Consider the following 24370-nt stretch of genomic DNA (forward strand, 5'->3'; position numbering starts at 1 on the left):
CGCCGATTTCATTCCAACCACGAGGATCACGAGACATGAACCACTTCCAACGCCGCCGCATTCCCCTGTTGCTGTCGAGCCTGCTGCTGGCCGGCGCCACGCTCGGCCTGGGCGTCGCCGCCCATGCGGACCAGCTCGACACGATCACCGCCGCCAAGAAGATCCGTGTCGCGATCGACCTCGGCGTGCCGCCCTACGGCTTCAAGGACGACAAGCTCAACTCCACCGGCTCGGATGTCGAGACCGCGCAACTGCTGGCCAAGGACCTGGGCCTCGAACTCGAGATCGTGCCGACGACCGGCGCCAACCGCATTCCCTTCCTGCAGACCGACAAGGCCGACATCGTGATCTCCAGCCTCTCGGTCACGCCCGAGCGCGAGAAGGTGATCGATTTCTCGATTCCCTACGCCGGCATCTCGGCCGTGGTCGGTGCGCCCAAGAGCATGAACATCAAGAGCGCCGCCGACCTGTCGGGCAAGAAGGTGATCGCCACGCGCAGCACCACCAACGACCAGGAGGTGACCAAGATCCTGCCGAAGGACGCGACCATCGTCCGCTTCGACGACGACGCGACCTCGATCACCGCGATCGTCAGCGGCCAGGCCGACATCTTCGCGACCGCGCCGCCGCTGCTGAAAGCCATCAACGAGAAGAACCCGGCCAAGCAGATGGAGGTCAAGTTCACGATGAAGGTCAACATGCTCGCGGTCGGCTTCCGCAAGGGCGAGCCCAAGCTCAAGGAAAAGATCGACGGCTGGATCCGCACCAACCTCAAGAACGGCAAGCTCGATGCGATCTACAAGAAATTCCACGGCGCCGACCTGCCCGAGGAAGTGACGAAGAACGGCGCCTGAATCGGATTGCGACATGGCAGCCAGGATCGACCAGGTCGAGATCACGCAGATCGACATCGCGCCGAAGGTGCGGCGCACCGACGCCATCCAGTCCTTCGTCACGCAGGAGACCGTGATGGTCACGCTGCGCTGCGACGACGGCTCGGACGGCACCGGCTACACCTACACCATCGGCACCGGCGGCTCGTCGATCGTGGCGCTCCTGCGCGACCATCTCGCGCCGCTCCTGATCGGGCGCGATCCGCAATGCGTGGAGGCGGTCTGGCGCGACCTGTTCTTCCACACGCATGCCACGGCGGTCGGCGCCATCACCAGCCTCGCGCTCGCGGCGATCGACACGGCGCTGTGGGATCGCAATGGCCGCGCCGCGGGTTTGCCGCTGTGGCGCATGGCCGGCGGTGCCAGGCCGCGCGTGCCGGTCTACACCACCGAAGGCGGCTGGCTGCACCTGGAGCCCGACGAGCTGGTCGAGCAGACGCTGGCCGCCAAGGCGGATGGCTTTCTCGGCGCCAAGATCAAGGTCGGCAAGCCGCATGTCGCGCAGGACATGGCGCGCCTGTCGGCGGTGCGCAGCGCGGTCGGTGCGGATTTCGAGCTGATGGTCGATGCCAACCAGGCGTTCACGCTGGCCGAAGCGATCCGCCGCGCGCGCCAGTACGCCGAACTCGACCTCGCCTGGTTCGAGGAGCCGATGCCCGCCGAGCACGTGGCCGCGCATGCGCAGCTGCTGGCCAGCACCAGCGTGCCGATCGCGGTCGGTGAATCCATGTACCACTTGTCGCAGTTCGGCGAGTACGTGCGCAAGGGTGCGTGCTCGATCGTCCAGGCCGACGTGGCGCGGGTCGGCGGCATCACGCCCTGGCTCAAGATCGCGCACCTGGCCGAGGCACACAACCTCGCGATGTGCCCGCACTTCCTGATGGAGCTGCACGTGAGCCTGTGCGCGGCGGTGCCCAACGCGCGCTGGGTCGAATACATCCCGCAGCTCGACAACCTGACCACCAGCCGCCTGAAGATCGAGGCCGGCCATGCGCTGGCGCCCGAGACGCCCGGGTTGGGTATCGAGTGGGATTCGGCGCAGCTGAAGGCGCGCCGCAAGTTCGCGCCGATCGTGATCTGACGCAGCGCACGGCCGGCCGCGCGCTGGTTCTTCGGCCGCTCAGGAATGCGCGACCGACAGCAGGTTGTCGATCGCGAGCACCACGTCGTCCTGGGCGTCGCGGCTGGGCGTGCCCTCGGTGAGCAGCTGGCGGATCAGGCGCAGCGTGTTGAGTAGTTCCGCTTCCATCTCGGTCATCAGCGGAATCACCTCGTATTGGGGGTACTTGCCGCGTGCGCCCATCGGCCGGCCCGGCCCGGACAGGTCGACGTCGTAGCCCTCGCGGACGGCTTCGGCCTGGGTTTTCATGACAGCTGCATCAGGTCCGAGATGCGCTGGCCCATCGCCTGGATGCGCGAACGCCTTTCCCCGGCGCGCCGGCTGGCCAGCAGTTCGAGCGCCTGGGCCACCGATTCGGCGCCCTTGTCGCCTTCGGCCGTGCGATGGCGCCACGCGTCGGCCAGCTCGGCCAGCTGTCTGCTGTTGAGACGTTCCACCGCGGGACGCGGCTCGCGCACCGGTGCCGGCCCCGTCCCGGCAGGCGGGAGACTGGCGCGCAAGAGGTCGAGCAGCCCCTTGGAGGACCACCGCAGCTGGGAAGAGGAGGTTTGTGTTTCCATGTAATACATTGTGCCTAGTTACAGCACGCGTAACAAGACATTTCGTTACTTTCTTCTTACCTGCGTGAAAAAAGCCATTCAGGCGGCCCAGTGTCCTGGAGATGGCTTCGATACCAGGCGGCGCCGGCACCCCGCGAGGAGACATCCAGCCTTTCGAGGACCCGCGCCACGTGCCGCTTGACGGTGTGCGGGTCGCGCGAAGCTGTTGCGCGACCTCGGCCCAATGGCGCAGCACTGCGACGCCCCCGGCCTGCGCGCGCGGCCGATTCGGCCAGTGTCTCGGGCGACTTGCGCCACGGCGGGTCATGGGGTTCCAGCGCCTCGCACAGGCAGGAGATAAAGCGTGGAAGGTCGTCCTCTTCGTCGGCCGTCAGTCACAGCGCGATGCAGCCCGGCGGCAAGGACTGCAACTGGCGCGACAGCGCAGCCGTCTTGCCGTAGCCCGCAGGCGCCACCAGAAGAACCAGCCGCCGTTCCAGCAGCGCAGCATGGAGGTGGCGGTCGAGTGCTTCACGTGCCGTCCATACGGTGCGCAGGCGGGGCGGCCTTATCTTGGCGTGGGCGAAGGTCATGGCGGGCGTCTCCGCGGTGGCGATTTCATGCCGGCGCGCGGGCCCGCCGATTGGGGCCCCGCGCGGCCTCGCAGTGCGAGGGGACGCGTGCCCGCATCGGTCGCTGCCCGGTCCCATCAAAATGTCCTATTGACAGAACAATGGAAGTGACCAACCATCGCGGCCATGTCGCAGATGCCGCTGCCCAAATACCACCAGATCTATCTGGTGCTGCGCGAGCAGCTGGAAGAGGGGCGCTTTGCCGACGGCCTGCCCGGCGAACTGGCGCTGATGGCGCAGTTCGGCGTGGCACGGGTCACGGTCCGGCGCGCGCTCGAGCGCATGTCCGCCGAAGGGCTGATCTCGCGCAACCCGGGCCGCCGCACGCGCCCCGTCGCCCCGCCGGCCGCTGCCGAAGGCCGCGCCGCCGACGGCAAGGGACGTGCGCACTTGCACGGCCTGCTCGAGAACCTGGTCACGATGGGGCTGCACACCTCGGTCAAGGTGATCGACGTGGCGACGATCCCGGCCTCGGCGGCGGTGGCGCAGGCGCTGCAGCTGCAGCTCGGCGATCCGGTGCAGAAGGCGGTGCGCGTGCGCTCGATGCGCGCAGGCCCGCTGTCGCATATCACCACCTACGTGCCCGCGGAGATCGCGCAGCAGTTCGGCCGCCGCGAACTCGCGAGGAAGCCGATCCTGATGTTGCTGGAGGAGTCCGGCGTCAAGGTCGGGCGTGCCCACCAGACCATCTCCGCGCGGCTCGCCGACAACGTGCTGGCCGGGCACCTCGACGTCGCCGTCGGCTCGGCCCTGCTCGCCGTGCGGCGGCTGGTCTACGACGATGCCGACAAGCCGGTGCAGTGGCTGCATGGCTTCTATCGGCCCGACCGCTACACCTACGAGATGCAGCTCTCCCGCGTCGGCAGCATCGACGCCAAGGTCTGGATCAACCAGGATGTTCCCGCTCCATTCAACTGAAGAAAAAGGAAAGCCCATGTCCAATCGTCGCCGCTTCATGTCGCAATCCGCTGCCGTGGCCTCCGCCATCGCGTTCCCGCTGGTGGCCGGTGCGCAGCCGAAGACCGTCAAGGTCGGCGTGTTGCATCCGGTCACAGGCGCACTCGCCTACTCGGGCCAGCAGTGCCGGCTCGGTGCGCAGATGGCGATCGAGGACATCAACAAGGCCGGCGGCATCCACTCGCTCGGCGGCGCGCAGATCGAGGCGCTGCTGGGCGATGCGCAGTCCACCCCGCAGGCCGGCACCGCCGAGGTCGAGAAGATGAACGAGGCCGGCGTCTCCGCGATCGTCGGCGCCTTCGCCTCGGCCATCTGTCTGGCCACCACGCAGGCGGCGGCCAAGTACAACCTGCCGCACGTGGTCGATGTCGGCGTGGCCGACCAGATCGTCGAGCGCGGACTGAAGAACACCTTCCGCTTCGGCCCCGGCTACAACAAGTCGACCGAAGTGGCGATGGCCAACCTGCTGGTGCTCAACAAGGCCGCGGGCAATCCCGCCAAGACGGTGATGATCATCCACGAGGACTCGCTGTTCGGCACCGGCACGGCGCAGCTGCTGTCGCGCGAGCTGCCGGGCTACGGCTTCGAGGTCAAGGAGGTGGTGAAGCACGCCAACCCGACGCGCGACTTCAACAACATCGTGCTGCGCATGAAGTCGATCAACCCCGACATCGTGATCCCGGCCAACTACTACAACGAATACGCGCTGCTGGTGCGCACGATGCAGCAGCAGAAGGTGTCGCCCAAGGCGATCTTCTCGGTGCTGGGCGGCGCGGCGTCGAGCTACAAGTTCGTGAAGGAATACCCCGAAGCCGCCAACGGCATCATCGATTGCAACCACTGGTTCAACCCGAAGGACAAGCGCTCGGCCGAACTGCGCAAGCGGGTCGAGGCCAAGGGCCTGTTCTTCAGCTACGAGGTCTTCATGACCTACACCGCGATGGGCCTTCTGGCCGATGCGATCGAGCGCGCGAAGTCGACCGACCGCGCCGCGATCATCGATGCACTGGAGAAGAGCAGCTTCTCGAACCACATCATGCCGTACGGCCCGACGAAGTTCGTCAACGGCCAGAACCAGGGCGCGCAGCCGCTGATGACGCAGGTGTTCAAGAACGACATCAAGGTGATCATTCCGCGCGACTACCGCGAGGTGGAGCCGGTGTTTCCGCTGAAGGCGTGAGGGTGGCCATGGCCGTGCGATGGATCCAGAACTGACACGCGCAGGATGTTCGACTTCAATATCCTCTTCCCGTCGGTCCTCAACGGCCTGACCACCGGCGCGGTCTATGCGCTGATCGCGCTCGGCCTCACGCTGATCTACGGCGTGCTGCACATCATCAACTTCGCGCACGGCGCCTGCCTGATGCTGGCGCTGTATGCGGTGTACTTCCTCAAGGAGCGCTGGGGCATCGACCCCTACCTCGCGCTGCCGATCGTGATCCCCGGCATGTTCGCGCTCGGCTACGGGCTGCAGCGCATCGTCATCAACCGCGCCGGCCACGGCAAGGACGAGAACATCCTGCTGGCCACGCTCGGCATCGCGATCGTGATGGAGAACCTGGCGCTGATCTTCTTCAAGTCCGACACGCGCAGCATCGACACCGCCTACGCGCTCAGCACCGTCGCCATCGGCCCGGCGATGATCGCGGTGCCCAAGCTGGTCGCCTTCGCAGGGGCGCTGGTGGTGTCGGCACTGCTGTTCTGGATCATGGGCGCGACCGACCTCGGCCGCGCCATCCGCGCCGTCGCCAAGGAGCGCGAAGGCGCCAAGCTGATGGGCATCGACGTCGAGCACGTCTATGCGATGAGCTTCGGCATCGGCCTGGCCTGCCTCGGCGCCGCCGCCTGCTTCCTGCTGCCGGCCTACTACGTCAACCCGCAGGTCGGCAGCGGCTTCGTGCTGGTCGCCTTCACCATCGTCGTGCTCGGCGGCATGGGCAGCTTCGTCGGCGCGCTCGTCGGCGGCTTCCTGGTCGGCGTGGTGGAATCGCTGGGCGGCCTCTACCTCGGCGAATCGCTGGGGCAGATCGGCATCTTCGCGATCTTCATCGGCGTCGTGCTGTTCCGGCCCGAAGGGCTGTTCGGAGCCAAGGCATGAGCAGCGTGACGCAACGTAGCGGTGGCCGCGACCTTGCCGGCATCGCCCTGTTCGCCGTGCTGGTGGCCTGCGTGCCGCTCGCGACCTCGTCGGGCGTCGCGCTCAACTTCGTCACGATGGCGCTCTATGCGGCGCTGATCGCGCAGGCCTGGAACATCCTCGGCGGCTTCGGCGGCCAGTTCTCGTTCGGCCATGCGCTGTTCTTCGGCACCGGCGCCTACATCCAGGCCATCGCGCAACTGCAGGGCGGCCTCAATGCCTGGGTCGCGCTGGCGCTGGCGGTGATCGGCGCCGCGGTCGTGGGCCTCGTGATCGGCGCGCTGACCTTCCGCTACGGCCTCAAGGGCTCCTACTTCGCGCTGGTCACGCTGGCCTTTGCCGAGGTGTTCCGCATCGTCGCGACCTCGGTGCCGTTCACCGGCGGCGGCGTCGGCCTGATGGTGCCGCTGCGCGAGTCGGCGGCCAACCTGCAGTTCGCGTCGCGCGCCGGCTACCTGTGGCTGGTGCTGGGCTTCGTCATCGCCGCATTGCTCGTGTCCTGGTGGCTGCGCAACGGCCGCTTCGGCGCCTACCTGCAGGCGGTGCGCGACAACGAGGACGCGGCGCGCGCCGTGGGCGTGAACCCGTTTCGCATCAAGCTCGGCGCGATCGGCATCTCCGGCGCCTTCATGGGCGCGGCGGGTGCCTTCTACGTGCAGATGTTCCAGTACATCGACGCCGGTATCGCCTACGGCGCGACGATCTCGATCGAGGCACTGGTGGCCGCCATCGTCGGCGGCATGGGCACGCTGTGGGGGCCGGTGCTGGGCGCCGTGGTGCTGCATGCGCTGGCGGACTTCACGCGCAACCTGTTCGGCGAACTGCCCGGCATCAACATGGTCGTCTACGGCACGGTGCTGGTGCTGATCGTGATCTTCCTGCCGCGCGGCATCGCGGGCGTGGGTCTGTCGGCGCGGCAGCTGTGGGTTTCGGCGAAGGGAGGCCGACGTGGCTGAATCGCTCTTGGTGCTCGACGGCATCTCGCGCGCCTTCGGTGGCCTGAAGGCGGTGCAGAACGTGAGCCTCGCGGTGGCCGAAGGCAGCCTGTCGGCGCTGATCGGCCCCAACGGCGCGGGCAAGACCACGCTGTTCGCGCTGATGTCGGGCTTCCTCAAACCCGACAGCGGCAGCGTGCGCTTCGCGGGCCGCGACATCACCGGCCATGAGCCGCACCGCAACGCCATGCTCGGCATGACGCGCACCTTCCAGATCGTCAGGCCCTTCGCGGCCCAGACCGTGCGCGAGAACATCGCGGTCGGCGCGCACCTGCGCGTGCGCAGCCGCGGCGCGGCGCTGTCGCGGGCGGAGGAAGTGGCCGAGCGCGTGGGCCTCGCGCCGCAGCTCGACAAGGCGGCCTCGGACCTCACCGTGGCCGGCCGCAAGCGCCTCGAACTCGCGCGCGCGCTCGCGGCCGAGCCGCGCCTGCTCTTGCTCGACGAGGTGCTCGCCGGCCTCAATCCGCAGGAGATCGCCGAGATGATGCCGGTGGTGCGCGGCATCGCCGACAGCGGCGTCACGGTGCTGATGATCGAGCACGTGATGCAGGCCGTGATGCATCTCGCAGAGCACGTCTGGGTGCTGGCGCAGGGCCAGCTGATCGCCGAGGGCAATCCGGCCCAGGTCACCTCCGACGACAAGGTGGTCGAGGCCTACCTGGGCCACGGCACCGCGGCGCGGCTGCGCAAGGCGGCGGCGGGAGCCGGCGCATGACGGTGCTGCTCGACATCCGTGATCTGCGCGGCGGCTATGGCCGCGTCGAGGTGCTGCGCGGCGTCGACCTGCAGGTCCATGCCGGCGAGATGGTCGCGCTGCTGGGCAGCAACGGCGCCGGCAAATCGACGCTCAACAAGATGGTCTGCGGCCTCTGCCCCGCATGGAGCGGCACGGTCGGCTTCGACGGCCGCGACCTGAGCGGCGCGCACTACCGCGAGGTGGTGAAGGCCGGCCTGATCCAGGTGCCCGAAGGCCGCAAGGTGTTCCCCAACCTGAGCGTGCGCGAGAACCTCGAGCTCGGCTCCTTCACGCGCGCCCGCGAGCGCCGCGCCGCCAACCTCGAGAAGGTGTTCGGCATCTTCCCGCGCCTGCGCGAGCGCATGCGCCAGAACGCCGGCACGCTCAGCGGCGGCGAGCAGCAGATGCTCGCCATCGGCCGCGGCCTGATGGCCGAGCCGGTGCTGCTGATCCTCGACGAACCCTCGCTGGGCCTGTCGCCGCTGCTGGTGGAAGAGATGTTCTCGCTGATCCGCGAACTGCGCGACGGTGGGCTCGCGGTGCTGCTGGTCGAGCAGAACGTCGGCCAGTCGCTCGAGATCGCCGACCGCGCCTATGTGCTGGAGAACGGCAGCGTGCGCTTCTCGGGCCTGCCGCAGGACCTGCTGGGCAGCGACGAACTGCGCCGCGCCTACCTCGGTCTTTGAATCCACTGAAGGAGATATTTCGTGAAACGCCGTGACATCCTGATCTCGTCCGTGGCCGCCGCGCTCGCCACCGGCGCCCGCGCGCAGAACAACGCGCCCGTGCGCATCCTGGTCGGCGCGACGGCCGGCGGCTCCACCGACACCATCGCCCGCACGCTGGCCGCCAGCATGGGGCCGCTGCTCGGCCGCACGGTGATCGTCGAGAACCGCCCCGGCGCCGGCGGCAACATCGCCGCCGATGCGGTGGCCAAGGCCGCGCCCGATGGCAACACGCTGCTGATGAGCTACACCAGCCATGCGATCAACGCCACGCTCTACCCGACGCTGCCTTTCGATCCGGTGAAGGACTTCACCGCGCTCACCTGCGTCGCGACCTCGCCCTCGATCCTGGTCGCCAACCCCTCGGTGCCCGCCAACGACGTGCGCGAGCTCATCGCACTGGTCAAGAGCCGGCCGGGCCAGTACAACTTCGCCATCGGCGGCATCGGCTCCTCGCTGCACATGGCCGGCGAGGCCTTCAAGATGCAGTCGGGCACCTACATCGTGAACATTCCCTACCGCGGCACTTCGCCCGCGGTGCAGGACGTGCTCGCGGGCCAGGTGCAGCTGATGTTCGCCGCGGTCGGCAACGTGCAGGCCCACATCAAGGCCGGCAAGCTGAAGGCGCTCGGCGTCACTTCGGCCAAGCGGTTGCCCGAGTTCCCGAACGTCCCGACCATCGCCGAGGTGCTGCCCGGCTACGAGTCGAGCGCGTGGTTCGGTTTGTTCGGGCCGGCGCACATGAGTGCGGACCTGACACGCCGCATCGCCGACGCCGCACGCCAGGCCATCGCCCAGCCCGAGATGCGCAAGCGCCTCGACAATGAAGGCGCGATCCCGGTCGGCAACACGCCCGAACAGTTCTCCGCCTTCGTGCAGAGCGAGATCACGCGCTGGGGCAAGGTGGTGAAGTATTCCGGAGCCAAACCCGAATGAACGCACGCACTGCCTCCGCGCACGCGCCGCCGCAGACGCTGGCGCAGAAGCTCATCGCCCGCGCCTGCGGCCGCGACGGCGTCGCGGTGGGCGAGATCGTGACCTGCGCGGTCGACCTCGCGATGTTCCACGACTCCTCCGGCCCGCGCCGCCTGCAGCCGATGCTCGAGGAACTCGGCGCGCAGATCTGGGACCGCTCGCGCATCGTGCTGGTGATGGACCACTACGTGCCCGAGCGCGACGACGATTCGCGCCGCATCGTGCGCATCGCGCGCGACTGGGCGCGCGACCAGCAGCTGCCGCACGTCTACGACAGCCAGGGCATCTGCCACGTGGTGGTGCCGCAGCACGGCCACATCCGGCCCGGCATGCTGTGCGTGGGCGGCGATTCGCATTCGCCCACCGGCGGCGCCTTCGGCGCCTACATGTTCGGCATCGGCAGCACCGAGATGCTGGGCGTGGTCGTCACCGGCAGCATCTGGCTGCGCGTGCCTGAAACCATCCGCATGTGGTGGGACGGCGCGCTGCCCGCCGGCGTCACCGCCAAGGACATGATGCTGCACATGATCGGCCGCTTCGGCATGAACGGCGGCCGCTACCAGGCGGTCGAGTTCTGCGGCCCGGCCGTCGCGGCGCTGTCGATGCAGGAACGCATGACGCTGTCCAACATGAGCGCCGAGCTCGGCGCGCAGGCCGGGCTGATCGCACCCGACGCGACCACCGCGGCCTACCTTGCCACGGCCGGCGCGCCGCCGGTCGACATGGCGCCGTGGTTCACCGACGACGGGGCCGCGTTCACGCAGCATCGCTTCGACGCATCGGCGCTGGAACCGTATGTCGCCGCGCCGCACAGCCCGGCCAATGCGCACGGCGTGAGCCGGCATGCCGGCACGCGCATCGATGTCGCCTACATCGGCGCCTGCACCGGCGCCAAGCTCGACGACCTGCGCGCCGCGGCCGAGGTGCTGCGCGGCCACAAGGTCGCGGCCGGCGTGCGGCTGATCGTCGCGCCGGCCAGCCTGCGCGACCAGGACCAGGCGCGCGAGGAGGGCGTGCTGCAGGTGCTGCTCGACGCCGGCGCCGAGCTCTATCCGACTGCGTGCGGCGCCTGCTCGGGCTATGGCGATCCGCTGGACGACGTGACCGTGATCTCCACCACCGCGCGCAACTTCAAGGGCCGCATGGGCTCGCCGAGCGCGCTGGTGTATCTCGGCTCGCCGTACACGGTGGCGGCGTCCGCGCTGCGCGGCTGTGTGACCGATCCGCGCGAGGTGCTCGCATGACGGCCCACCGCGTCTGGCGCCTCGGCGCCGATGTCGACACCGACGCACTGGCGCCGGGCCATGCGATGAAGCACGGCATCGACATCATCGCCAAGCATTCCCTCGAAGCCATGCGGCCCGAGTTCGCTCGCACGGTGCAGCCGGGCGACGTGATCGTGGCCGGGCCCAACTTCGGCATCGGCTCCTCGCGCGAGCAGGCCGCGGCCGTGCTGGTGCACCTGGGCGTGGCGGCGGTGATCGCGCCCTCGTACGGCGGCCTCTATTTCCGCAACGCCTTCAACCTCGGCCTGCTGCTGCTGACCTGCGCCGAGGCCGAGTCGCTGCAGGACGGCGATACGGTGTCGCTCGATGTCGCGCGGCCCGCGGTGCGCACCGGCGACGGCCGCGAGCTGGCTTGCGAACGCGTGCCCGATTTCCTGATGGAGATGGTGCGCGCGGGCGGCCTGATGAAGCAGCTGCAGCAGCGCTTCGCGAACAAGGACCGCGATGCGCGCTGAAGCCGACGCGCCCCTCGCCGATGCGCGCCGCTGGGATGCGCATCTGGCAACGCTGCATGCCACGGTCGCACTGCACGCGGGCCGCGCGGCCGAGCCCGCCGCGGCGCAGCAGGCGCGCCGCTGGCTGATCGATACACTGGGCTGCGCGATCGCGGGCCGCCACGCCGCCGAAGTGCGGCGCTTCGAAGCGGCAATGGCCGCACTCGAACCCAGCGGCGCCTTTCGCTTTCCCGATGGGCCGGCGATGGGCGTGCTCGGCGCCGCGCAGCTGATCGCGATGGCCGCCACCTGGGACGAGGCCTGCGAAGGCCATGCGCTCGCGCACGGCCGGCCCGGCGTGCCGCTGATCGCAGCGCTGTGGCCGCTGGCCCTGCAGCGCGCCGCGACGCTGGCGCAGTTCGTCGATGCCTTCGTGCTCGGCTACGAGGTCGGCGCGCGCGCCGGTGCCTGGCTGCGCATCCGGCCCGGCATGCACGTCGATGCCAACTGGCCGGCGCTCGGCGTTGCGGCCGGCGTGGCGCGGCTGCTCGGCCTCGACGCGGCCGGCATCGTGCAGGCGATCGACATCGCGGCCTGCCAGCTCGCGACCAGCCTCTACCTGCCGGTGGCCTCGGGCCGCACGGCGCGCAACACCTACCTCGCGCACAGCGCGCTGCTCGGGCTGCAGGCCGCCTTTGCGAGCGCGGCCGGCATCGATGCGCCGGCCGATGCGCTCGCGCACTATGCGAGCGCGCATGCGGCTGCATCGGCGCAGCCCTTGCCCGGTCCCGAGGCGACGCTGCTGCTCGATGCCTACCTCAAGCCCTTCGCGGCGGTGCGCCATGTGCACTACGGCGCGGTCGCGGCCCAGCGCCTGCGCGAGCGCCTGCATGCCGACACGTCGGTCATTCGCGCGATCGAGCTGACGATCTACGAGGAAGCCACCGTCTACTGCGGCAACCGCGCGCCGCGCACGCCGATCCAGGCGCAGTTCAGCCTGTCCTTCGGCCTCGCGGCGATGCTGCGCTTCGGCGTGCTCGATCCCTCGGTCTACACGCCGGAACGCTTCGGCGACGCCGAGCTGCGGCGGCTCGAAGCCCTGGTCGTGCTGCGCATCGATCCCACGCTCACGGCGCGCGGCGAGCGCGGTGCGACGCTTGCGTTGACGCTCGACGGCGGGCACCTCGGCGAAACCGTCCACACGATCGCCGGCGATGCCGGCCATCCGCTCGACCGCGCCGCGCTGGTCGCCAAGTTCACGCACTATGCCGCGCGCAGCGTCGCGGCCGATCGCGCCGCATCCTTCTGCGACACCGTCCTCGACAACGCCGGCACCGACCTGCGCCTGCTCTGGCAACAGCTCGCGCCGGCGCCGCTCGCCATTCCTTCCCACACCACCTCGCCATGACCATGAAACTCCTGCGCCATCTCGCGACCGCTCTGCTGGCGGCGCTGCCGCTGTTCGCTCTTGCCCAGGCGGCCGACTTTCCGAGCAAGCCGATCCGCATCGTGGTGCCGTTCCCGCCGGGCGGCGCCACCGACGAGGCCGCGCGCCTGATCGCCACCCAGATGGGCGCGCACTGGGGCCAGCCGGTGGTGGTCGACAACCGACCGGGCGCGGGCGGCAACGTCGGCTCCGACATCGTCGCCAAGTCGGCGCCCGACGGCTACACGCTGGTGATGGGCGTGACCGGCTCGCATGCCATCAACATCTCGCTCTACAGCAAGATGCCCTACGACCCGGTGAAGGATTTCGTCGCCATCAGCCAGGTGGCGGTGGTGCCCAATGTGCTGGTGGTGCATCCCTCGGTGCCGGCGAAGAACCTGGCCGAACTGGTGGCGCTGGCCAAGACCGAGCCCGGCAAGCTCAACTACGCATCGCTCGGCAACGGCACGGCCGCGCACCTCGGCATGGAGATGCTCAAGACCGCGGCCGGCATCGACGTGACGCACGTGCCCTACAAGGGCAGTGCGCCCGCGGTGTCCGACCTGATCGCCGGCCAGGTGCAGATGATGGTCGACGGCCTGCCCTCGTCGCTGCCGCACGTGAAGGCCGGCCAGCTGCGCGCGATCGCGCTCACCAGCCTGCACCGTTCGCCCTCGCTGCCTGACCTGCCGACCATCGCGGAAACGTACCCGGGCTTCTATGCCGATGCATGGTCCGGCCTGTTCGCGCCCAAGGGCACGCCCAAGCCGATCGTCGACAAGATTTCGACCGAGGTGCAGCGGATCCTGCGTCTGCCCGACGTGCGCCAGAAGCTCGCGGCGCTCGGTGCCGAGCCTGTGGGGTCGACGCCCGCCGAGTTCGAGGCACACGTGCAACGTGAGATCGCGAAATGGGCCAAGGTCGTCAAGAGCAGTGGCGCCAAGGTGGATTGAGCCGTGCGCACGCGACACGCGGAAATGCGAAAGATGAATACGTCGAGGAATATGGAGGAGTGTGGTTCGAGCCTGTCGGGCGCGCGGGGGTGCGTCGGCGGGCGGTGTGCCCTGTGCCGGCCGACGTCACCGGCCCCTTCGGGGCTTCCCTGCGCTGCTCGCGGTACGCGGGGTCTCGCTCAAACTCGCCTTCGGCTCAAACAGTCGCGAGCCCTGATCCGCGTACCGCTGCGCTGCTCGGCGGTGCCTCAACGGCCGGCCCAGGGCACACCACCCGCCGCCGTGGACACGTTGGGGTTGATCACTCCACTGCAAGCGGCTGACTGGGCGCAACGGATCTCGACGTTGGAGGCCGCCCAGCGCTTGCGCCACGACGAAGCCCGGTCTGCAATGCGGGCTGAGCGATCCCCTCTGCGCCGCCGAAGCGCGCAGCCTTTCGCGGATAAGGGCTCGCAGCTGTCTGAGCGAAGCGAGTTCTGCGAGACCCCGCGAAAGGCGAGCACTGCAGGGAAGCCCGAAGGGCCGGCGCAGTGGGGTCGATCGGCCCGCATTGCAGACCGGGCGGACTTCGCATCGTCGACGGCAGCGAATCAACGCGCCGTCTTGGGCCAAGGGAACATCCGAAATGAATGACACCATCATCGATCCCGTCACGCTGGCCGTCCTGCGCGGCCGCCTCGAGCAGGTGGCCGACGAGATGGACGCCACGCTCTACCGCAGTGCCTTCAATCCCATCATCGCCGAGGCGCACGATGCCTGCCACGGACTCTACGATGCCGACACCGGCGACACGCTGGTGCAGGGCAAGTCGGGCCTGCCGGTGTTCGTCGGCGCGATGGCCTTCGCGGTGCGCGCCACCGCGGCGGTGGCCGAGTCGCGCTGGGGCATGATCGACGGCGACATCTGGATCAGCAACGATCCCTACGACGGCGGCACGCACGCCAACGACTTCAAGCTGGTGCGGCCCTTCTTCCGCAACGGCAAGCTCTACTGCTACATGGCCTCGGCCGCGCACTGGCACGACGTCGGCGGCGCGGTGCCCGGCAACTACAACCCGTCCGCCACCGAATGCTGGCAGGAGGCGGTGCAGATCCCGCCGGTGCGCATCGTGCGCGAAGGCGAGCTCGACCAGGACGTGCTCGCCATCCTGCGCGCCAACACGCGCCTGCCCGAAAGCCTGTGGGGCGATCTCAACGGCCAGCTGGCCGCGCTCGAGCTCGGCGCCAGGCGGCTGCACGGCCTGCTCGACGAATACGGCGACGCGCTGGTGCTGCAGGCGCTGGGCGAACTGCGCAGCCGCGCGCTCAGGCTGATGCGCTCGCACATCGCCTCGCTGCCCGACGGCCGCTACAGCTTCGACGACGTGCTCGACAACGACGGCATCACCGACCAGCCGCTGGCCATCGCGCTCGACATGACGGTGGCCGGCGACCGGCTCACGCTCGATTTCTCGCGCAGCTCGCCGCAGTGCGCGGGGCCGGTCAACATCTCGCGCGCGACCTCGATCGCGGCCTGCTACGTCGCGCTCAAGCACCTGTTCCCCGACGTGCCGGCCAATGCCGGCGTGCTCGATGCGGTGGACTTCGTGATCCCCGACAAGCTGGTGATCAGCTGCGAGCGCCCGCGCCCGGTCGGCGGCTACACCGAGACCATCCTGCGCATGATCGACGTGATCTTCAGCGCCACCGCCAAGGCCGATCCGACGCGCGCGGTGGCGCAGGCCTACGGCACCATCAACGCGCTGTCGATCGCCGGCCATCGCAGCGATGCCGCCCGCAAGGGCCAGCGCTGGGTGATGTTCAGCTTCTTCGGCGGCGGCCATGGCGGGCATTCGGGCGGCGATGGGCTCTCGCACGGCAATGCGCCGATCTCGACCGCGACCATTCCGCCGCTCGAGATCCTCGAAGCCGCGTACCCGGTGCGCTTCACCGAATGGTCGCTGCGTGCCGACTCGGGCGGCGACGGCCGGCATCGCGGTGGCCTCGGCGCGGTCTACGAGATCGAACTGCTCGAACAGAACGCCGAGGTCTTCCTGTTCGGCGAGCGCGGCAGCTCGCCGCCCAAGGGCATCGCGGGCGGCGGGCCGGGCGCGGTCAATGTCTTTCGCTACGAGAACGATGGCCAATGGCACACGCCGCCGATGCTGTCCAAGATCCATGGCGTCAAGCTCGCGCGCGGCGAGCGCGTGCGGCTCGAAACGCCGGGCGGCGGCGGCTGGGGCGCGGCCGCCGAACGGCCCGCAGCGCAGCGCGAACAGGACCGCGCGATGGGTTACGTGGGCACGGCCTCGGCGCAGAAGAAAGCATCCGAATGACAGCAGCAGAATCTTCCGCCCAACCCGCACGCCTGGTCGTCGGCGTCGATGTCGGCGGCACCTTCACCGACCTCTTCGTGCTCGACGAGGCCGAGGGCACCGCACGCATCGTCAAGGTGCCGTCCACGCGCGGCGAAGAGGCGCGTGGCTTCATGAACGGTGTCGCGCGCGTGGCCGATTCGGCCGCGGCCATCGCCACCATCGTGCACGGCACCACCGTCGGCACCAACGCGCTGCTCGAACGCAAGGTCGCGCGCACCGGCATCATCACCACGCGCGGCTTTCGCGACGTGCTGGAGATGCGCCGCCGCGACCGGCCCGTGACCTGGGGGCTGCGCGGCAGCTTCGTGCCGGTGGTGCCGCGCGACCTGCGGCGCGAGGTCGACGAGCGCGTGCTGGCCGACGGCACGCTGCACACGCCGGTCGATCTCGACCAGGTGCGCGCCGAGGCGCGCGCGCTGCTGGCCGCGGGCTGCGAGGCGGTGTGCGTGTTCTTCATCAACACCTATGCCAATCCCGCGAACGAGCGGCTGGCCGTCGCCGCGGTGCGCGCGCTCTGGCCCAACGCGCACGTGACTTCGGCCTGCGAGGTGCTGCCCGAGATCCGCGAGTTCGAGCGCTGCTCCACCGCCACCCTCAATGCCGCGCTGCAGCCGGTGGTCGGCAGCTACCTCGCGCGACTGGAGTCCGACCTGCGCGCGCACGGCTTCGACGGCGAGCTGCTGGTGGTACAGAGCAACGGCGGCGTGATGTCGCGCCAGACCGCGAGCGAACTGCCGGTGCGCACCGCGCTCTCGGGCCCGGCCGCTGGCGTGATTGCGTGCGCAGCGATCGCGCGCGCGGCGGGCTTTCCGAACGCGATCACCGGCGACATGGGCGGCACCTCCTTCGACGTCTCGCTGGTCGCCAACGGCGAAGCCGCGCTGGCCGCGCAGACCGCGATCGAGTTCGGCATGGTGATCCGCTCGCCGATGATCCAGATCGAGACCATCGGCGCCGGCGGCGGCTCGATCGCTTCGGTCGATGCGAGCGGCATGCTGCAGGTCGGCCCCGAGTCGGCCGGCAGCGTGCCCGGCCCGGCCTGCTACGGCCGCGGCAACATGCGGCCGACGGTGACGGATGCCAACGTGCTGCTCGGCCGCATCGCCGCCGACCGGCCGCTGGGCGGCGGCCTGCTGGCCGCGCTCGACATCGACAAGGCGCACCAGGCCATCGACGAACACGTGGCCAAGCCGCTCGGGCTCGACGTGCACACCGCCGCCGAGGCGATCCTCACGGTGGCCAATGCGCGCATGGCCGGCGCGATCCGTCTCGTGTCGATCGAGCGCGGGCACGATCCGCGCCGCTTCGCCTACATGCCCTTCGGCGGCGGCGGCGCGCTGCACGTGTGCGCGATGATGCGCGAGGTCGGCGTCGCCACCGGCATCGTGCCGCGCTACCCGGGCGTGACCTCGGCGCTCGGCTGCGTGATCGCCGACATGCGGCACGACGCGGTGCAGACGCTCAACCGGCCGCTCGACGAACTCGACGTCGCGGACCTGCGCGCGCGCATCGCGGCGCTCGCGGCGGCCTGCCAGCAGCGGCTCGATACCTCGGGCGTGCGCTTCGAGGAGGTGCGCGAGATCGTCGCGCTCGACATGCTCTACGCGGGCCAGACGCACACGCTGCCGGTGCTGCTGCCCGCGGGCAGCGGCAGCACGCTCACGCGCGAATCGATCCGCCAGGCCTTCGAGGCCAGCTACGGCGCCGCCTTCGGCCGCGTGCTCGCCGGCATCGGCATCCGCGTGATGAATCTGCGCTATGCGCGCGTCGGCGTGCGGCCCAAGTTCGACCTCGCGGTGCTGGCGCCGGAAGGCGAGGGCCGCACTGCGCCGCTCGGCATGCAGCGCGTGTTCCACGCCGGGCAATGGCGCGAGGCCACGCGCTATGCGCGGCTCGACCTGCCGGTCGGTGCGCGCGTCGATGGGCCCGCGATCCTGGAGCAGGCCGACACCACCGTGTGGCTCGAACCGGGCTTCCATGCCGAGGTCGATGCGCACGGCAATCTTCTCGTGAGGTTGTCATGAACGAAGGCACACGCATCGACGGGCCGAAGACCGCGCTCGTGGTCATCGACCTGCAGAACGACTTCCTCGATCCGAAGGGCGCCTATGCGCGCGGCGGCGACACCAATCCACCCGCGATGCTGTTGCCCGAACGTGTCGCCGGTGTGGCGCGCGCGCTCAAGGCCGCGGGCGGCATGGTGCTCGCGAGCCAGTTCACGCTGTGGCCCGATGCGGCGGGCGAGCCGATGGTGTCGCCGCACCTGCTGGCGCTGCGGCCCTATCTGAAGAAGGGCGACTTCGCGCCCGGCAGCTGGGGGCAGGCGAACGTCGATGCACTGGCCGGCCTGATCGACGCGACGGTCAGCAAGGTCGCCTACTCGGCCTTCTTCAACACCCAGCTCGATTGGGTGCTGCGCCGCGCCGGCATCGACACCGTCGCGGTGTGCGGCATCGTCACCAACGGCGGCGTCGCCAGCACGGTGCGCGATGCGCACATGCGCGACTACCGCACGCTGGTGCTCGGCGACGGCTGCGCGGCCTTCGGCGAAGAGCGCCACCAGACCTCGCTGGCCGACATGCGCAATGTGGCCGAGGTGACGGACTGCGCGGCCTTCATCCGGTCGCTGGCATGACGATGGGCCTGGTCGATGGGCTCGTGCACCGCATCCGCCGCGCGCCGCACCTCGATGCCGAGGCCCGAACGCAGGTGGCGATCGTCGGCGCCGGCGCTTGCGGGCTGGTGGCTGCGCTGATGCTGCATGACGCGGGCATCGACTGCGTGCTGCTCGAACGCGATGCGGTGCCCAGCGGATCGACCGCGCTGTCCTCGGGCTTCGTGCCCGCGCCCGCGACGCGCGCGCAGCGCGCACAGGGCATGGTCGACGACAGCCCGGCGCGCTTTGCCGCCGACATCCAGGCCAAGGCCCACGGCCGCGCGGCGCCGGCCCTGGTGCAGGCCTATGCCGAGGCGATCGGCCCGGCCATCGATGCCTTGCAGGAACGCCATGGCCTCGACTGGATCGTGCTCGACAACTTTCTCTATCCGGGCCACAGCCGCCACCGCATGCACGCGCTGCCGCAGAAGACCGGCGCCGCGCTGATGGCGAGCCTGCAGGCCGCGGCGGAGGCGGCCGGCATTCCGGTGCTGACGCAGGCGCTGGTCGACACGCTGTGGCTCGACGATGCGGACCGCGTGCTCGGCATCGGCTATCGGCGCCCGGACGGTCGCGAGGAGCAGCTCGCCTGTGACGCGTTGCTGCTGGCCTGCAACGGCTTCGGCGGCAATGCGGCGATGGTGCGCACGCTCTTGCCCGAGATGGCCGAGGCCACCTTCGGCGGCCATGCCGGCAACGACGGCAGCGCGATCCTCTGGGGCGAAGCGCTCGGCGCGCGGCTGCGCGACCTCGGCGGCTACCAGGGCCATGGCTCGTGGATCACGCCGCAGGGCGCGCTGATGTCGTGGGCCGTGATGATGGAAGGCGGCATGCAGATCAACCGTGAAGGGCGGCGCTTCCACGACGAGACACAGGGCTATTCCGAAGCCGCCGTGCATGTGCTCGCGCAGCCGGGCGGCATCGCATGGAACGTGTTCGATGCACCGCTGCTCGCGCTGGCGCGGGGCTTTCCGGATTTCTGCGAGGCCGAGGCGGCGGGCGCGCTGCGCCGCTGCGATTCGGTCGCGCAGCTCGCGGCCTGCATCGGTTGCGACGCGGCCGCGCTGCAGGCCACGCTCGCTACGCTCCACAGCCGCTCGGCGCAACCCGACGGCCGCGTCTTCACGCGCGGACTAGCAGCCCCTTACTTCGCGGTCAAGGTCACCGGCGCGCTGTTCCACACCCAGGGCGGGCTCGACATCGATGCCGACACGCGCGTGCTGCGGCAGGACGGCTCGCCACTGCCCAACCTGCTGGCCGCGGGCGGCGCGGCCGGTGGCGTGTCGGGCGATGCGGTCTGGGGCTATCTCTCGGGCAACGGCCTCCTGAGCGCGATCGCCGGCGGCGCCATCGCGGCGCGCACCGCGGCCGCACGGATCCATGCCAACAAGGACTCCCATGACGAATGAATCGAACACCACGCTCAAGGCCCGGCTGGCGCGCGCCGACATCGTGCTCGCGCCCGGCATCTACGACGCGCTGAGCGCGCTGATCGCCGAGCAGGCCGGCTTCGAGGCGCTGTACCTCTCGGGCGCCTCGATCGCGTACACGCGGCTCGGGCGCTCCGATGTCGGACTCACCACCTTCAGCGAAGTTGCCGACACGCTGGCGCGCATCACCGAGCGCGTCACCGTGCCGGTGATCGTCGATGCCGACACCGGTTTCGGCAATGCGCTCAACACGCAGCGCACGGTGCGCGGCTTCGAGCGCGCCGGCGCGGCGATGATCCAGATCGAGGACCAGGGCTTTCCCAAGCGCTGCGGCCACCTCGACGGCAAGACGCTGGTGCCGGCGCGCGAGATGGTCGGCAAGCTCAAGGCCGCGCTGGACGCGCGCAGCTCGGCCGAGACGCTGATCCTGGCGCGCACCGATGCGGTCGCGGTCGAAGGCCTGGAGGCCGCGCTCGATCGCGCCGAGGCGTACCTCGCGGCCGGTGTCGATGCGCTCTTCATCGAGGCCCTGCGCTCGCCCGAGCAGATGGATGCGGCCTGCCGGCGCTTCGGGCAGCGCGTGCCGCTCCTGGTCAACATGGTCGAAGGCGGCAAGACGCCGATCCGGGATGCCGATGCGCTGCAGGCGCACGGCTTTCGCATCGCCATCTTCCCGGGCGGCACCGCGCGCGCCGTGGCCCACACGCTGCAGGGCTACTACGCAAGCCTGCATGCGCAGCGCACCACGCAGCCGTGGCGCGATCGCATGCTCGACTTCGACGGGCTCAACGACGTGATCGGGACGCCGGCGCTGATGGCGCTCGGGCAGCGCTACGAATAGGGCGAGCGGCAACGCAAGCTCACGCGCAACCTCGCCGTCGGCAGGACGCTCCATGATTCGCGCGCTTTGGGATTTCTCGGCCAGGCTCTACGCAGAGACCGGCGTGTCGAGCGCTTGTCTCCGGCTGCAGGACGAACACGGCATCGACGTCAATCTGCTGATGTTCGCGGCCTGGCTCGGCCAGGTGCACGGCCTGTCGCTGGATGCCGCGGGCGTGCAGGCCGCGGTCGATGCGACGGCGGATTGGCAATCCGAAGTGGTGATGCCGATCCGGGCCTTGCGCCGTGGTCTCAAGGGCGTGGCGCAGCGCATCGCCGATCCCGATGTCGAGGCCGTGCGCAGCCGGATCCAGGCGCTCGAACTCGATGCCGAGCAACGGGAGCAGGGCCGCCTCGAAGCCTTGCGCACGCGGCTGCCGGCGGCACGCGCCGAAGCGGCCGGCAGCGCTCTCGCGCTGGCCAACATCGCGATCCTGATCGCCTGCCGCGCGCAGCCCGGCGGCGCCGCGGCTTCGCGCGAACTGGGCGTCTTTCGCAGCGCGCTGGAAAGCCCTGGCCTCGGTCCGCTGCGTTGAGCCGTTCCCCGCAGGCCTCGGCCTGCGCACCGGCTTCGGCCGCCGCTGCATGCCGGCCGATAACCTTCCACGGCCCTAGGTCTTTGCCAGGCGGCCTTCAAAGCACTGCAAAATAGTACGACCGTTCGTTTTATTCCAGACTGCCTCCATGCCCGCCACCACCGCCCGATCCAAGCCTGCCCGGCCACCCCAGAAGGGCCAGCAGACCAAGGCCGCCATCGTCGATGCGGCGCTGAACCTGGCGGCGCAGATCGGTCTCGAAGGCCTGTCGATCGGCGCGCTGGCAGAGGTCACGCAGATGAGCAAGTCGGGCGTGTTCGCGCACTTCGGCTCGCGCGAGGAACTGCAGATCTCGGTGGTGCGCGAATACCACGCGCGCTTCGAGCAGGAGGTGTTCTACCCCGCGCTCAAGGCCGCGCGCGGCCTGCCGCGGCTGCGCGCGATGTTCGCCAACTGGATGAAGCGCACCTCGGCCGAGATCGATTCCGGCTGCATCTACATCAGCGGCGCGGTCGAGTTCGACGACCGGCCCGGCCCGGTGCGCGATGCGCTGGCCGACTCGGTCAACACCTGGCTCGCCGCGATGTACCGCGCGGTGGTGCAGGCGCAGGAGGAGGGCCATCTGCGCGACGACGCGGATGCCAAGCAGATCGCCTTCGAGATCCATGCGCTGATCCTCGCGCTGCACTACGAGGCCCGCTTCCTGCGTTCGCCCGATTCGCTGGCGCGCGCCAACCAGGGCTTCGGCAACATCCTCGCGCGCAGCGCGGTGGCCGATGCGCCCGGCGCGGCCGCCTCGATCGCCGCATCCTCCACACGCCGCCTGAAGACCGTGCGCTGAGCGCCCGTCCTGTCCGATTCCTCAGCTTTCATCCCTTTTCAATTTCTCCCGGAGATCCGCCCGATGCCTTCCTACACCCCGCCTCTTCGCGACATGCAGTTCGTGATGCACGAAGTGCTGAACATCACCGAGGAGCTCCAGGCCCTTCCCCGCCATGCCGATGTCGATGCCGAGACGCTGAACGCCGTGCTGGAGGAGGGCGGCAAGTTCGCGGCCGAAGTCACCTTCCCGCTCAACATCACCGGCGACGAGGAAGGCTGCGTGCTCGACAAGGCCACGCACGAAGTGAAGACGCCCACCGGCTTCAAGGCGGCCTATGCGAAGTACGTCGAAGGCGGCTGGGCCGCGCTCTCGTGCGATCCGCAGTACGGCGGCCAGGGCCTGCCGCTGGCGCTGAACCAGTGCTTCTACGAAATGCTCAACTCGGCCAACCAGGCCTGGACCATGTACCCGGGCCTCTCGCACGGCGCCTATGAAGCGCTGGTGGCGCACGGCACCGACGCGCAGAAGAAGACCTACCTGCCCAAGCTCACCAGCGGCGAATGGACCGGCACCATGTGCCTGACCGAGCCGCATTGCGGCACCGACCTCGGCCTGCTGCGTACCAAGGCCGAGCCGCAGCCCGACGGCAGCTATCGGCTGACCGGCAACAAGATCTTCATCTCCGCCGGCGAGCACGACATGGCCGCCAACATCATCCACCTCGTGCTCGCGCGCCTGCCGGACGCGCCCAAGGGCAGCAAGGGCATCAGCCTGTTCGTCGTTCCCAAGTTCAACGTGAATGCCGACGGCTCGCTCGGCAGCCGCAACGGCATCTACTGCGGCGGCCTCGAACACAAGATGGGCATCCACGGCAATGCGACGGCGCAGATCGTGCTCGAAGGCGCGGCCGGCACGCTGGTCGGCGAGCCCCACAAGGGCCTGGCCGCGATGTTCGTGATGATGAACGCGGCGCGCCTGGGCGTCGGCAACCAGTCGCTGGGCCTGACCGAGGTCGCGTTCCAGAACGCGCTGGCCTATGCCAAGGACCGGCTGCAGATGCGCTCGCTCTCGGGCGTCAAGGCCAAGGACAAGGAAGCCGATCCGATCATCGTGCACCCCGACGTGCGCAAGATGCTGATGACCGCCAAGGCCTATGCCGAGGGCGGCCGCGCGCTGGCGATCTATTGCACGCTGCTGCTCGACAAGGAGCACCACCATCCCGACGAGAAGGTGCGCAAGGACGCGGGCGAGATCGTCGCGCTCTTGACGCCGATCGTGAAGGCCTTCATCACCGACAACGGCCACATCGCGACCAATGCCTGCATGCAGGTCTTCGGCGGCCACGGCTTCATCAAGGAATGGGGCATGGAGCAGTTCGTCCGCGACAACCGCATCAACATGATCTACGAAGGCACCAACACCATCCAGTCGCTCGACCTGCTGGGCCGCAAGGTGCTGGGCAACAACGGCGCCACGCTCAAGAAGTTCGGCAAGCTGGTCGGCCGCCTGGTGGAGGAGGAAGGCGTGAACGAGAAGATGTCGGAGTTCATCACGCCGATCGCCGTGCTCGGCGAGCAGCTCACCAAGTTCACGACCGAGATCGGCTTCAAGGGCTTCCAGAACCCCGACGAAGTGGGCGCGGCCGCGGTCGACTACCTGCGCGTGGCCGGCCACTTCGTGTTCGGCTACATGTTCGCGCTGATGGCGCGCGTGGCGCTGCGCGAGATCGCGGGCGGCAACACCGATCCGTTCTACCAGGCCAAGCTGCAGACTGCGCGCTTCTATTTCGCCAAGCTCTTTCCCGAGACCGCGACGCTGATGCGCACCGCGCGCGCCGGTGCTGCTCCTCTGATGAACACGGACGCCGCTCTGGCGTGAAGCC

General features: G+C 69.4%; 24 protein-coding genes. 21 read left to right on the forward strand and 3 right to left on the reverse strand.

From position 1 onward, the window contains the following. Positions 1 to 35 precede the first annotated feature (35 nt). Both E5P2_RS03985 and E5P2_RS03990 read left to right on the forward strand, forming a co-directional pair. A complete protein-coding gene (locus E5P2_RS03985) occupies positions 36 to 854 on the forward strand; it encodes a transporter substrate-binding domain-containing protein (RefSeq protein ID WP_162565863.1) in 819 nt (272 codons plus the stop codon). Positions 855 to 867: 13 nt separating this feature from the next. Then, the gene (locus E5P2_RS03990) at positions 868 to 1974 is read left to right on the forward strand and encodes a mandelate racemase/muconate lactonizing enzyme family protein (protein ID WP_162565864.1); all 1107 of its coding nucleotides are present in this window, start codon (positions 868 to 870) and stop codon (positions 1972 to 1974) included. A 39-nt stretch (positions 1975 to 2013) separates the two neighbouring features. Here the strand turns inward: E5P2_RS03990 and E5P2_RS03995 are convergent, their stop codons facing one another. The 3 genes from E5P2_RS03995 to E5P2_RS04005 form a co-directional block, all read right to left on the reverse strand. Then, positions 2014 to 2262: a hypothetical protein gene (locus E5P2_RS03995; protein WP_162565865.1), complete on the reverse strand. Its 249-nt coding sequence runs from the start codon at positions 2260 to 2262 to the stop codon at positions 2014 to 2016. Next, positions 2259 to 2573, reverse strand: coding sequence for a hypothetical protein (locus tag E5P2_RS04000; protein WP_162565866.1), 315 nt, complete (start codon positions 2571 to 2573; stop codon positions 2259 to 2261). Before E5P2_RS04000 ends, E5P2_RS03995 begins: the two co-directional genes overlap by 4 nt. 374 nt (positions 2574 to 2947) lie before the next feature. Then, positions 2948 to 3145 (reverse strand): hypothetical protein, encoded by a 198-nt coding sequence (locus E5P2_RS04005; protein ID WP_162565867.1) that lies wholly within the window; start codon positions 3143 to 3145, stop codon positions 2948 to 2950. Positions 3146 to 3310: 165 nt separating this feature from the next. Here E5P2_RS04005 and E5P2_RS04010 point away from each other — a divergent pair, with 165 nt between their 5' ends. The 19 genes from E5P2_RS04010 (at position 3311) to E5P2_RS04100 (ending at position 24366) form a co-directional block, all read left to right on the forward strand. Next, the gene (locus E5P2_RS04010; protein WP_443083501.1) at positions 3311 to 4102 is read left to right on the forward strand and encodes a GntR family transcriptional regulator; all 792 of its coding nucleotides are present in this window, start codon (positions 3311 to 3313) and stop codon (positions 4100 to 4102) included. 16 nt (positions 4103 to 4118) lie between these two features. After that, a complete protein-coding gene (locus tag E5P2_RS04015) occupies positions 4119 to 5321 on the forward strand; it encodes an ABC transporter substrate-binding protein (RefSeq protein WP_162565868.1) in 1203 nt (400 codons plus the stop codon). 45 nt (positions 5322 to 5366) lie between these two features. Beyond that, entirely contained in the window at positions 5367 to 6239 is an 873-nt protein-coding gene (locus E5P2_RS04020; RefSeq protein WP_162565869.1) for a branched-chain amino acid ABC transporter permease, read from the forward strand. Further along, a complete protein-coding gene (locus E5P2_RS04025) occupies positions 6236 to 7234 on the forward strand; it encodes a branched-chain amino acid ABC transporter permease (protein WP_162565870.1) in 999 nt (332 codons plus the stop codon). The genes E5P2_RS04020 and E5P2_RS04025 overlap by 4 nt, the downstream gene beginning before the upstream one ends. After that, positions 7227 to 7988: an ABC transporter ATP-binding protein gene (locus E5P2_RS04030; RefSeq protein ID WP_162565871.1), complete on the forward strand. Its 762-nt coding sequence runs from the start codon at positions 7227 to 7229 to the stop codon at positions 7986 to 7988. The genes E5P2_RS04025 and E5P2_RS04030 overlap by 8 nt, the downstream gene beginning before the upstream one ends. Beyond that, positions 7985 to 8695 (forward strand): ABC transporter ATP-binding protein, encoded by a 711-nt coding sequence (locus E5P2_RS04035; RefSeq protein ID WP_162565872.1) that lies wholly within the window; start codon positions 7985 to 7987, stop codon positions 8693 to 8695. The genes E5P2_RS04030 and E5P2_RS04035 overlap by 4 nt, the downstream gene beginning before the upstream one ends. Before the next feature lie 21 nt (positions 8696 to 8716). After that, entirely contained in the window at positions 8717 to 9670 is a 954-nt protein-coding gene (locus E5P2_RS04040) for a tripartite tricarboxylate transporter substrate binding protein (RefSeq protein ID WP_162565873.1), read from the forward strand. Then, on the forward strand, positions 9667 to 10953 hold the full coding sequence (locus tag E5P2_RS04045) for a 3-isopropylmalate dehydratase large subunit (RefSeq protein ID WP_162565874.1): 1287 nt from the start codon (positions 9667 to 9669) through the stop codon (positions 10951 to 10953). Before E5P2_RS04040 ends, E5P2_RS04045 begins: the two co-directional genes overlap by 4 nt. Continuing rightward, complete coding sequence (locus E5P2_RS04050; RefSeq protein WP_162565875.1) at positions 10950 to 11450, forward strand: LeuD/DmdB family oxidoreductase small subunit; 501 nt, start codon at positions 10950 to 10952, stop codon at positions 11448 to 11450. Before E5P2_RS04045 ends, E5P2_RS04050 begins: the two co-directional genes overlap by 4 nt. Continuing rightward, the gene (locus E5P2_RS04055; protein WP_162565876.1) at positions 11440 to 12837 is read left to right on the forward strand and encodes an MmgE/PrpD family protein; all 1398 of its coding nucleotides are present in this window, start codon (positions 11440 to 11442) and stop codon (positions 12835 to 12837) included. Before E5P2_RS04050 ends, E5P2_RS04055 begins: the two co-directional genes overlap by 11 nt. Before the next feature lie 2 nt (positions 12838 to 12839). Further along, the gene (locus tag E5P2_RS04060; protein WP_162570332.1) at positions 12840 to 13808 is read left to right on the forward strand and encodes a tripartite tricarboxylate transporter substrate binding protein; all 969 of its coding nucleotides are present in this window, start codon (positions 12840 to 12842) and stop codon (positions 13806 to 13808) included. A gap of 625 nt (positions 13809 to 14433) precedes the next feature. Continuing rightward, the gene (locus tag E5P2_RS04065) at positions 14434 to 16122 is read left to right on the forward strand and encodes a hydantoinase B/oxoprolinase family protein (RefSeq protein WP_162565877.1); all 1689 of its coding nucleotides are present in this window, start codon (positions 14434 to 14436) and stop codon (positions 16120 to 16122) included. After that, positions 16119 to 18188 (forward strand): hydantoinase/oxoprolinase family protein, encoded by a 2070-nt coding sequence (locus tag E5P2_RS04070; RefSeq protein ID WP_162565878.1) that lies wholly within the window; start codon positions 16119 to 16121, stop codon positions 18186 to 18188. Before E5P2_RS04065 ends, E5P2_RS04070 begins: the two co-directional genes overlap by 4 nt. Beyond that, positions 18185 to 18799, forward strand: a complete 615-nt coding sequence (locus tag E5P2_RS04075) for a cysteine hydrolase family protein (protein WP_162565879.1) — start codon at positions 18185 to 18187, stop codon at positions 18797 to 18799. The genes E5P2_RS04070 and E5P2_RS04075 overlap by 4 nt, the downstream gene beginning before the upstream one ends. Next, complete coding sequence (locus E5P2_RS04080) at positions 18796 to 20229, forward strand: FAD-dependent oxidoreductase (RefSeq protein WP_232080572.1); 1434 nt, start codon at positions 18796 to 18798, stop codon at positions 20227 to 20229. The genes E5P2_RS04075 and E5P2_RS04080 overlap by 4 nt, the downstream gene beginning before the upstream one ends. Continuing rightward, a complete protein-coding gene (locus tag E5P2_RS04085; RefSeq protein ID WP_162565880.1) occupies positions 20219 to 21091 on the forward strand; it encodes an isocitrate lyase/PEP mutase family protein in 873 nt (290 codons plus the stop codon). The genes E5P2_RS04080 and E5P2_RS04085 overlap by 11 nt, the downstream gene beginning before the upstream one ends. Before the next feature lie 52 nt (positions 21092 to 21143). Next, positions 21144 to 21665 carry a TIGR02444 family protein gene (locus E5P2_RS04090; protein ID WP_162565881.1) on the forward strand — a complete coding sequence of 174 codons (522 nt, stop codon included), beginning with the start codon at positions 21144 to 21146 and terminating at the stop codon, positions 21663 to 21665. Between the two features lie 148 nt (positions 21666 to 21813). Continuing rightward, positions 21814 to 22506, forward strand: a complete 693-nt coding sequence (locus tag E5P2_RS04095; protein ID WP_162565882.1) for a TetR/AcrR family transcriptional regulator — start codon at positions 21814 to 21816, stop codon at positions 22504 to 22506. A 63-nt stretch (positions 22507 to 22569) separates the two neighbouring features. Continuing rightward, the gene (locus tag E5P2_RS04100; RefSeq protein ID WP_162565883.1) at positions 22570 to 24366 is read left to right on the forward strand and encodes an acyl-CoA dehydrogenase C-terminal domain-containing protein; all 1797 of its coding nucleotides are present in this window, start codon (positions 22570 to 22572) and stop codon (positions 24364 to 24366) included. Positions 24367 to 24370: the final 4 nt, after the last annotated feature.

This window comes from Variovorax sp. SRS16 (genome assembly GCF_901827165.1).
Lineage (GTDB): Bacteria > Pseudomonadota > Gammaproteobacteria > Burkholderiales > Burkholderiaceae_C > Variovorax.